Annotated in this window: 9 protein-coding genes; 3 read left to right on the forward strand and 6 right to left on the reverse strand. The window is 35.8% G+C overall.

The features are described from left to right. Positions 1 to 50: 50 nt before the first annotated feature. The 6 genes from WCV66_RS01010 to WCV66_RS01035 form a co-directional block, all read right to left on the reverse strand. Complete coding sequence (locus WCV66_RS01010) at positions 51 to 863, reverse strand: carbohydrate ABC transporter permease (protein WP_066328142.1); 813 nt, start codon at positions 861 to 863, stop codon at positions 51 to 53. Beyond that, entirely contained in the window at positions 860 to 1,759 is a 900-nt protein-coding gene (locus WCV66_RS01015) for a sugar ABC transporter permease (protein ID WP_338789376.1), read from the reverse strand. The genes WCV66_RS01010 and WCV66_RS01015 overlap by 4 nt, the downstream gene beginning before the upstream one ends. A gap of 35 nt (positions 1,760 to 1,794) precedes the next feature. Continuing rightward, entirely contained in the window at positions 1,795 to 2,916 is a 1,122-nt protein-coding gene (locus tag WCV66_RS01020; RefSeq protein WP_338787661.1) for a sn-glycerol-3-phosphate ABC transporter ATP-binding protein UgpC, read from the reverse strand. A 421-nt stretch (positions 2,917 to 3,337) separates the two neighbouring features. Beyond that, on the reverse strand, positions 3,338 to 5,158 hold the full coding sequence (locus tag WCV66_RS01025; protein ID WP_338787662.1) for an ABC transporter ATP-binding protein: 1,821 nt from the start codon (positions 5,156 to 5,158) through the stop codon (positions 3,338 to 3,340). Beyond that, complete coding sequence (locus tag WCV66_RS01030) at positions 5,139 to 6,869, reverse strand: ABC transporter ATP-binding protein (RefSeq protein ID WP_338787663.1); 1,731 nt, start codon at positions 6,867 to 6,869, stop codon at positions 5,139 to 5,141. Before WCV66_RS01030 ends, WCV66_RS01025 begins: the two co-directional genes overlap by 20 nt. Before the next feature lie 252 nt (positions 6,870 to 7,121). Beyond that, entirely contained in the window at positions 7,122 to 7,979 is an 858-nt protein-coding gene (locus WCV66_RS01035; RefSeq protein WP_338787665.1) for an aldose epimerase, read from the reverse strand. Positions 7,980 to 8,243: 264 nt separating this feature from the next. Between WCV66_RS01035 and WCV66_RS01040 the strand changes: the two genes are divergently transcribed. From WCV66_RS01040 to WCV66_RS01050, 3 genes are all read left to right on the forward strand, one after another. Next, entirely contained in the window at positions 8,244 to 8,552 is a 309-nt protein-coding gene (locus tag WCV66_RS01040; RefSeq protein WP_338787666.1) for a PadR family transcriptional regulator, read from the forward strand. Between the two features lie 13 nt (positions 8,553 to 8,565). After that, positions 8,566 to 9,759 (forward strand): chromate transporter, encoded by a 1,194-nt coding sequence (locus WCV66_RS01045; RefSeq protein ID WP_338787667.1) that lies wholly within the window; start codon positions 8,566 to 8,568, stop codon positions 9,757 to 9,759. 306 nt (positions 9,760 to 10,065) lie between these two features. After that, positions 10,066 to 11,109, forward strand: coding sequence for an ABC transporter substrate-binding protein (locus tag WCV66_RS01050; protein WP_338787668.1), 1,044 nt, complete (start codon positions 10,066 to 10,068; stop codon positions 11,107 to 11,109). Positions 11,110 to 11,127: the final 18 nt, after the last annotated feature.

The raw sequence follows: 11,127 nt of genomic DNA on the forward strand, positions 1-11,127 counted from the left end.
AAAGACTATATTTGCAAGCCTCTTTCAAAAGCAATTTACTCTATAAGTCTTCATTTGATTGCACCTTGTGTTAGTCCTTTTTGTAGGCTTTTTTGCCCTAAAAACAATAGAATGAGAGTTGGGAGTATCACAACAACTACTGCTGCCATCACCACCCCCCATTCAGTTGAAATTTCTTGTGATTGTAACTGCTTTAAACCAATTTGTACTGTTCTCACACTTTCATTGTTTGTTACGAGCAATGGCCATAAATACATATTCCACGTTGTTAAAAAGCTATAAATTCCTAATGTCATTAAGCTTGTTTTGGAAACAGGTAAGACAATATTCCAAAAGAAGCGAAATCGACTAATCCCTGCTACCTGTGAGGCTTCAAACAATTCGTTTGGAATTGTTTTGAATTGCTGTCTCAACAAGAATGTTCCAAAAGCTAATGCGAAAAAAGGAATGGTTAAACTTGCAGGTTGATTTATCCAACCAAGCTTTTGAACCGTTAAGAAGTTAGGAACCATCGTTGCTTCCCAAGGAATCATCATTGTTGAAATGAATAAAAAGAATATAAAGTCCCTTCCCCTAAATGGTATGAATACAAATGCAAATGCCGCTAAGCCTGAAATTAATAATTGTCCGATCATAACAACCATTGAAACGTAAAAGCTATTCCAGAGATAACGAACAAGCGGTACCTTCTCAAAGGCTGATATATAATTATCCATTGTCAACGTATCTGGGATAAGGTTTCCTTTTAGAACCTCCCCACCTTGCATAAAGCTAATCATAAACGCGTAGAAAATTGGGAACATCATAAACACAACAGAAATGATTAAAAGTCCATATAAAATGATTTTTTTCACTATGCTCATTGATAATGCACCTTCCTTTCTCCAAGCTTAAATTGAAGAATGGTAATAACTAATATACAGAAGAAAAGAATTGTTGCTTGAGCACTGGCTGATCCGACATTGTAATTAATGAAGGCATCCTTGTATATGGAATAAACGATGACATTTGTTGATTCTACAGGTCCGCCCTTTGTTAAGATGTCTATTTGACCAAAGGTTTGAAAGGAATTTATTAATGACACAGTGATGATAAAAAAAAGTGTTGGTGATAGCATTGGGATTGTAATCCTTCGCAGTTTATACCAATAGCTTACACCCGCAATCTCTGCATTTTCATAGAGATGCTCATCGATATTTTGTAACCCACCTAATAAAATAAGAAAAGCAAAACCAGTGTTCATCCAAATTGTTGATATCGACACTGAAATAAGAGCAAACTTTGGATCTAGTAGCCATTGAATCTCTGAAATTCCTACAGCACTAACGAGTTTATTTAAAATACCAATAGATGGGTTATACATAAACATCCAGATAACAGAAGACGCAGCAACACTCATTCCCATTGTCGAGGAAAACATCGTCCGAAAAAAACCAATACCTCTAACCTTTTCATTTGCAATAAGCGCTAAAAATAGAGCGAGAATAACCCCCATCGGAACCGTATAAACAACAAAGAGTATTGTTGCCTTTAGGCTTTTTTGAAAGCTCGTAGATTGTAATAGATAAGTGAAATTTTCAAGACCAATGAACGTAATCGGCGTCCCTTGACCATCAGTTAAGAAAAAACTTAAATATAAAGTCCGAAGCATTGGATAAAAGAGAAAAAATCCAAATAAGATGATAGATGGTAATAGATAGAGTAACCCTACAAGTACATTAGGTAACTCTTTTCCTTTACCTATTGACCTTTCCTTCATCTTTACGGAAGGATTGGATACATTTGGTAAACTACTCATAACACAGCCTCCTTAAGAGATCGTTTATCATCACCTTTTGATTGGTACCAAATACATTCCCCATTTTCTGGTTCAAAAAAGAATAAATCTGATTCATGAATAAATAATGGCACCTGTTCTCCAATTTCGATATTCCATTGGCCGTTCCATTTTGCAACCCATTGCTGTGAACCAACTTCAAAAGTAATAAGTGTTTCAGTGCCAAGAACTTCTACATTTACTGTGTCAGCAAAAAAGCTTTTTTGACCGTTCTTTGCAAGCTGAATGCTCTCTGGACGAATTCCCATTGTTACTTTTCGGCCCAAAGGAACCGAGCTCACAATCTCCTTATTTATCAAAATTGAGAAATTATCCTCTAGTAAAAATGAGTCCTCCACCATTTTTCCATCAGCTAGATTCATTGGCGGAGCTCCAATAAATGAGGCAACAAACGTATTAGCAGGAACGTTATAAATATCTAAAGGTCGTCCGATTTGCTGTACTTCTCCGTTATGTAAAATCATCATGCGATCTGCCATTGTCATTGCTTCTGTCTGATCATGTGTAACGTAAATCATTGTAATTCCTAGTCTACGTTGAATTTGGCGAATCTCCGATCTCATCTTTGCACGAAGTTTTGCATCTAAATTTGATAAGGGCTCGTCCATAAGACAAATCGGTGAATGAGTAACGATCGCTCGAGCAAGTGCTACCCTTTGTCGCTGTCCACCTGATAATTGTCGCGGTTTTCTATCCAATAATTCAGTTAAACCTAGCATGTCAGCTGCATCTAAGCACCTTTGCTTTTGCTCATGCTTCGCTATCTTTTTTGTATGTAATCCAAAGGTAATATTTTGTTTAACACTTAAATGTGGATACAGCGCATAATTTTGAAAAACCATAGACAAATCTCGTTGACTTGGAGGCAGATTATTTGCGACTAGATCACCGATAGACAGTTCTCCTCCAGTAACCTCCTCAAGTCCCGCGATCATACGAAGCATTGTACTTTTCCCACAACCAGATGGTCCAACTAATACAAAGAACTCACCCGGCTCTATTGTTACATCAATCTCTTTAATGACATTTTCCCTTCCATCGTAGGATTTTGAAACTCCCTTTAGCTCTACACGTTTCATTCTTTATTCCTCCTTGGAATGCAGTAGCTGTCATAATAAAAACCATAAAAAAACAAAAGGATTACGCATGTAAGTCACCTATTCCTTTTTTATGGTTTCTCATATTCACAGCCTAGTATAATTCCCCTTTTCTTCACTGCCTTATCTTACTAATGGAATATAAAGTCTGTATAAACATTATGTATATATTTGTTAATATTTTGTTTTAAATTGTAAATTTTTGTCCCATTTAAGTTAGGTAGATAAAGTGAAACATCATTTTAGTGAGGTTTTTTCGGGTGGCAATCTTACGTCCGTTAAAAATGGGATAAAAAAGGCAGTGAAATCTATTAAGATTATCACTGCCTAACTTTAAACTATTCAAATTTCACCAATTCATTTAAGATAGCGATTTTGAGTAATAACGGGTTTAGGAACCAATCTACAGTCTATTTTGAAGCTCAAAATAAAATCCTCTCTGCTGCAAAAGTTCCTTATGTGTCCCACTCTCAATAATCCTTCCATCTTTTAAAACAAGGATTTTATCCGCTTTTTGGATTGTGTTTAGACGATGTGCAATCACAAAGGTCGTTCTACCTGACATTAAACGAGTCAATGCCTCTTGAATTCGTAATTCTGTCACTGTATCTATACTACTTGTCGCCTCATCTAAGATTAATATTTTAGGGTCAGCAAGCATTGCTCTAGCAATTGCTAGGAGCTGCTTTTGTCCGTGACTAATTCCATTTCCATCATAGCTAATCATAGATTGGTATTGATGTGGCAGCTTGCGAATAAATGAATCAGCATTTGCTAGCCTAGCCGCTTCTTCCACTTCCTCATCTGTTGCATCTAGTCTTCCATAGCGAATATTTTCTAGAATTGAACCTCGAAAAAGAAATGTATCCTGTAACACAAAGGCCATTTGCTTTCTAAGACCATCACGGCGAATTTGATTAATATCAATTCCATCAACAGTAATCACTCCAGTATCAGCATCATAGAATCGTGATAAAAGATTGATTAATGTTGTTTTCCCAGCACCAGTTGGCCCAACTAAGGCAATCGTTTCACCTGGAGATGCCTTTATACTAACATGCTCAACAGTTTGTTTGTCCTCTTTCTCTTCATATGAAAAGGAGACATCTGAAAAAACAACCTCTCCTTTTATAGAAGGTAGCTGATTAGAATCAATTTTTGCATCTCTTTCTACCTTTTCATCAAGGATATCAAACACCCTTTCCGCACCCGCAATCGCAGAAAGAAGGGTATTAAATTGGTTAGCAAGGTCATTTAATGGACGTGTAAATTGTCTAGCATATTCAGCAAAAATCACGATGACCCCAATTGTTACCATACCATTAAGCGCCAACACCCCACCTATCCCCGCAATCAACGCAAAGCTTAGATTGTTTAACATGTTCATAACCTTTGGTATAAAGCCTGATATTGTTTGCGCCCAAAAGCCTGATTGTTTAAGAGTGTTACTCTTCTCAATAAAACTAGCAATCACTTTTTCCTCTTGAGAGTATGCTTTAATCATTTTTTGTCCTGAAATGATTTCTTCAATATAACCGTTAAGTTCCCCTAAGTTTTTCTGTTGTTGCTTAAATAGTGTACCTGTTCGTTTTGTAATCCACTTCATCCCAAGGACCATTAATGGAACAATAAGCAAGGTAATCAAAGTTAATAATGGACTTAGCAAAATCATGACCGAAACTGTACCTATTAACGTTAATATACTTGAGAAGACCTGAATAACAGAGCTATTTAACGTAGAGCTAACATTTTCAATATCATTTGTCACACGGCTCATTAATTCACCATGCTGTCTTTTATCGAAATAGGAAATCGGAAGCATATGTAGATGCTGAAACAAATCTTTCCTCATTTGATTTACTGTGTACTGTGAAATGCCAATCATCCAGAAATTTTGCAAAAACAATGATAGTGAATGAAAAGCAAAGACGACAATAAGGCCACCTAACAAAAAGATGATACCTTCGCTTTCCCGAGTAACAATATATTCATCAATCGTTGTTCCGATTAGATACGGACCAAGTAAACCTAGACCTGAACTTGCCACTACCATGAATAGTACAAATGTAAATTGAGCTCGTTTTTCAGATAAATACGCCCATAATCTACGTAATGTTTTGAAACCATTTTTAACATTTACCTTTTGTTTTTGCTTAGTTTTAACATTTGTTTCTTGGACTGCTATTCTTTCATATTTAAACGGGCTAGTTAGTTGCTTTAACATCGGTTAGTTCCTCCATCATCTGAGAGTGATAGATCTTTTGATAAAGAGATGATGTTTTTATTAATTCTTCATGACTACCTTCTGCAATCAAAACACCATCGTCTAATAGCAGAATTTTATCTGCTTCCCTTGCAGAACTAACTTTCTGAGTAATTAAAAATATCGTACAAGAATAATCACGTAACGCCGTTAACAGCTTTATTTCTGTTTTTACGTCTAATGCACTTGTACTGTCATCTAATAAAAGTAGCTTAGGCTTTCGAACTAATGCTCTTGCAACAGACATTCGTTGCTTTTGCCCTCCTGATAGATTTACTCCTTTTTGACCTATCCTAGTCTCATATTTAGCAGGTAGTTTTTCAATCGTTTCATGAATCTGTGCTGCTTGAGCAGCTTCGATTATTTCTACGAAGGACGCATGCTCCTTCCCCCACGCAATGTTTTCCTTTACTGAACCGGTAAACAGGACAGCTTCTTGAGGAACAAGGCCGATTTGCCCTCGCAGGTTCTGCATACTAATAGAATCAATAGAGATATCATCAATATAGACTCTCCCTGAATCTACTTCATAAAGCCGTGGTAACAGCTGAAAAAGTGATGATTTACCAGAACCTGTCCCCCCCATTACAGCAATTGTTTCACCTGCATTTGCAGTAAATGAAATGTCCTTTAGAACAACTTGATTTGTACCTGGATATGTAAATGAAACATGTTCAAAGGTTACTTTACCATGTTTGAACTCGTGTACATTTTCATGACTTTCAATATCAACCTTAGTCTCTAAAACCTCTGAAATCCGTGATGCTGAGGCACGAGAGCGCGAAAGAAACATAATAATAAATGAGAACATCGACAAGGCTGAAGTTATTCTAAGTCCATAATTTACAATTGCAACTACTTCCCCTACCTGAACATCGCCGTTTACAACTTGTGCTCTTCCAGTCCACAATATAAAAAGAATCGCGATATTCATGATGAACAATAAAATAGGCATTGACGTTTCAATCATCCGTAAAGCAGTAACCGTGGAATCTCTTAATGAGTTAGTAGCAAGTGAAAATCTTTTTATTTCATGATCTCTTCTGACATAGGCTTTAACTAATCTCATCCCAATTAAATTTTCGCGTAAAACATCATTTACATTGTCTAACATTGATTGTACTTTATTAAATAAATGGCTACCCCTTTTCATAATCCAAATAAGCATCATTACAACTACAGGAATAACAAAAGCAAAAACACTTGCTAATACTGGGTTTACGAAAAACGACATAATCACCGATCCAATAACAAGGAGAGGTGCTCTCAACATGATTCTTAGCCCCATAAATAACGTGTTTTGTAGCTGGGTTATATCATTTGTCATCCGTGTAATAAGAGAGGCTGCTGGAAAACGGCTTAAATTTTCAAATGTGAATTGTTGTACCTTAACAAAAATTTGCTTTCTAATATCAAACCCAAAGCTTTGACTTACATGTGCAGCATAAAATGAATTGATCATTCCTGAAGCAAATGCAAAAAGTGAAATCCCAATCATTACTCCGCCCCACCGTATGACAACGGATAGATCCTCTTGAAGTATACCTTCATCAATAATTTTCGCCATTAAAATTGGATGAAGGAGTTCAACCGCTAATTCAGTAAGCATTAATAAAAGTGCGATTGACATCGATATTCGATATGGTTTAAGAAATGAGCTAAACTTTAACATATGAGTCCTCCAAGCTATTAGTTGCGGAAAAATAGTATGCAAGTAAGGGTTTTCATTTTAGTGATCACATCATAAAGTTCAATTATATTAATTAACAGTTTTCTATGTTAATAGTTTACCAGTAAATGAATTGAATGCCGAGCAGAATGCTTGGTTTCTAAAAGCATCCCCTTTTAATCCATATGTTATTTGGCTTTAAATTATTAAAGCTGTAATCGTCCACTTTTCAAGAAACGATAACAGCTTATAATCTTATATAGATATACTTACCTTCGTATGAATCGTTTTTCCAGGGTGAATCATTGTTAATTCATCTTTTTTATTTAGTTCATCGGTTTTCGCCATCCATGGCTCGACACAGACAAATCCTTGACCTTCTTCTGACCAGAGAACAATATAAGGAAATTCATCATCATAATTCATCGTTACTAATTTATCTATTTCTTCCAGTGGAAAACGAATCGACCTGATATCACTTTTTAATACATATGATTCCTTTTGGTCAATGCTGATAACTCCCTCTATTCTCTTCTTCTGCATGTCATTATAATCAAGATAATCACTTGCATCAGTTTCAAGCTTAAGCTGTTTATTCTCAGTTTTAAAATAAGGATGGAAGCCAGCATAAATCGGCATATCTTTTGTAGATTTATTTAGATAAGTTTGATCAATAATTAACTCATTTTCTCGTAATATGTATGTAAATACCAACTCGAACTCGAATGGATAGACTGTTTTCGTCTCATCATTACTTTCAAGCTTTATTTTTATTAAAGCCTCTTCCTCGTAAGTATTTATTTCAACAACTTCCCAAGGCAAGTCACGAGCAAAACCATGGTTTTTCATCGTATAAGTTTTACCGTCCCACTCATATTGCCCATTTGTAAGTTGACCAGAAATCGGGAATAGAATCGGGATACCGCCTCTAATGTTTTTATCTGCATTATGTAATGTTTCCTCATTGATAAATAGTAACTCTTCACTATGAATCCCTAGACTCGTAATGATTCCTCCTCGCTCAGGAACCACTTTTAACCATGAAGAATTTTCTTCACTGCGAAGTTCTATAAATGTCAGATTTCCTTCTTTGTACTCTTTCTTTATATACATTTCGTTCCTACTCCTTGTCACTTTATCATTTGATTTACATTTAACTATACAGTTATTTGTTTTCCTTATCTAGTTTGGATAAAAGATTGATTCCTATCCTTGATTGAGATATATAAAATAAGTACAACCTATAACTTGCCTTATTAAAGTTTTGTAAATTTCCTTCTCTTTGCTATGATAATAGATTTTCAACTGGTATAATTTCAATCGAAACACATTATCGGTTTCCGATATTGGATTTCGATATTAAAAGAAGGTGAGCTAATGGAAGATAAAGTATTACGAAAGCTATTCCTTGGATTTATTCATATCCACATCCTTCATCATGCGAGGGAACATCCAATCTTCGGGTTATGGATGCTTGAAGAATTAAAGGAACACGGTTATAACATAAGCGCTGGCACTCTCTATCCTATTCTCCACACTATGGAGTCAGATGGTCTTTTAGTAAGAGAAGATAAAAATGTAGAGGGGAAAATTAGAAAGTATTATTCCACAACTGCAAAAGGAAATACAGTGTTAGTAGAAGCTAAGAAAAAAGCCTATGAACTATTCAAGGAAATAAAAGAGTAAAAGGAGCTCAAAAATGAACCAGAAAAATACAACTTTAAAAACACTTTTTGAAATACTTATTGTTTCTTCAAGACTTGGCTTCACATCGTTCGGTGGACCAATTGCTCACTTAGGGTATTTTCATGAAGAATATATTCGAAGAAGGAAATGGATGGATGAAAAAAGCTATGCAGACTTAGTTGCTCTATGTCAATTCTTACCTGGTCCAGCAAGTAGCCAGGTCGGGATCGGAATCGGAGTCATGCGGGCTGGAGTTCTTGGTGGCATCATTTCTTTTATTGGATTTACACTCCCTTCAGTTATTGCACTTATTATCTTTGCACTCGTTTTACAAGGGTTTAATATTAGTGATGCTGGTTGGCTACACGGACTAAAGCTGGTTGCAGTCGCAGTTGTTGCCCATGCTATTTTAGGTATGTCCCAAAAATTGACTCCAGACTTAAAAAGAAAAGCAATTGCTTTATTTGCACTAGTGGCAACGCTGCTTTGGCAAACAGCCTATATTCAAGTAGCAGTTATTTTAATAGCTGCAATTATCGGATTTGCCCTTTATAAACATCATAAAAGTGAAGAAGAATCGACCATAAGTTTTCCAGTTTCTCGTCGCTTTGCAATAATCTGCTTAATCTTATTTTTTGGATTATTGATTCTACTACCTATCTTAAGTGAAATGACTTCAGTTAGTTGGATCGCAATGTTTGATAGCTTTTATCGTTCTGGTGCATTAGTATTCGGTGGAGGACATGTTGTTTTACCTTTGCTTGAGAAAGAATTTGTTCCAACTGGGTGGTTAAGCGAGGAAGCCTTTCTGACTGGCTATGGTGCTACCCAAGCAGTCCCTGGTCCATTATTTACATTTGCTGCGTATATTGGCGCAGTTATAAATGGCTGGCAAGGCGGATTATTAGCTACACTAGCAATATTCTTACCAGCATTTCTGCTTATTTTAGGTACATTACCTTTTTGGACAATTTTAAGTAAGAACCCTGCAATGAAAGGAGCATTAATGGGCGTAAATGCAGCAGTTGTAGGGATCTTAATTGCAGCATTTTATCACCCTATATGGACAAGCTCAATTTTAGATCCAATCGATTTTGCTTTTGCTGCAATTTTGTTCAGCATGCTTGTTTTTTGGAAGCTTCCACCTTGGATAATTGTAGCATCTGGTGCTGTTGGTGGTTGGCTGCTTTCATTCATTAATATGTAATTTGGTTGCTCAGATGATTAATCGAAAATATCAACTTCCGATAGACTGTCTTTTATTGGTATTTACTAATAAAGACAGTCTTTTTTTAGTCTTTTCAAACCCTCTCAACTAATACCTTTGCAAATTATGATTATATTTACATTTATTTAACAAAACAAGAACCTTGCCTTTACCTAGTCTTAATAATAAATCAATAGACTAGTAACTACAGGAGGTAAGTAGCAAAAGTAAATGTACATACCCTTTCCATTTTTCACTATTCAAGATCAAAACTGAAACTTCACCATTTCTAGGAGGGAACTAAACATGATCACAATCAAAAAAACATTCAGCTTTGTAATCATTTTTTTATTTTTAGTAGCTTGTAGTAGTAATGATTCAGAACCAACAGGGGCTGATGAAGGAACTGAAAACAACGAGCAAACAGCAATTGAAGGAGATTTATCTTTTTATACTTCACAGCCTGACGAAGATGCTCAAAAACTTGTAGATGCCTTTAAAGGAAAATTCCCTGATGTAAATGTAGAGATTTTCCGCTCTGGCACTGAAGAAGTAATAAGTAAAATCCAAGCAGAAAATCAAGCTGGTGAAGTACAAGCTGATGTTCTATTAGTAGCAGATGCTGTAACATTTGAGAATTTAAAAAGCGAAGACCTATTGTTATCTTATAAATCCGAAGAAACAAGTGAGATTCCAGAAACTTTTGTAGATAAAGATGGAATGTATACAGGAACAAAAGTTATGGCAACGGTTTTAGCGGTAAATACAGAAAAGGTTACAGACTTACCAGATTCATGGAATGTTCTAACTACTGAAGAAGCTAAGGGACAAAGTATTATGCCTAGCCCATTATACTCTGGTGCTGCTGCTTATAACCTAGGTGTTTTTACTAGGAATGACGAATTCAATTGGGATTTTTATGAGAAATTAAAAGAAAATGAAGTAATGATAACAGAAGGAAACGGTGCTGTTCAACAAGCTGTAGCAGCTGGAGAAAAATCATATGGAATGGTTGTTGACTTTATTATCGCTCGTGCAAAAGCTGAAGGATCACCAATCGATCTTATTTACCCTAAAGAAGGTGTACCGGTTATTACTGAACCTATTGCAATTATGAAAAATACTAGTAATGAAACTGCTGCGAAGGCATTCGTAGACTTCGTACTTTCTGAAGAAGGGCAAAAACTAGCAGCAGAAATAGGCTATACACCTATTCGTAAAGGGGTAGATGCTCCTGAAGGACTTAAATCGATTGAAGAAATGGACGTTTTAGAAGCAGAATTATCCGATTTATATCAAGCACGTGAAACAGATAAAGAAGAGTTCAACAGCATGTTTGGTGATCAATAGAATGAAATGAGGCGTCAA

The organism is Metabacillus rhizosphaerae, assembly GCF_037201795.1.
Lineage (GTDB): Bacteria > Bacillota > Bacilli > Bacillales > Bacillaceae > Metabacillus > Metabacillus rhizosphaerae.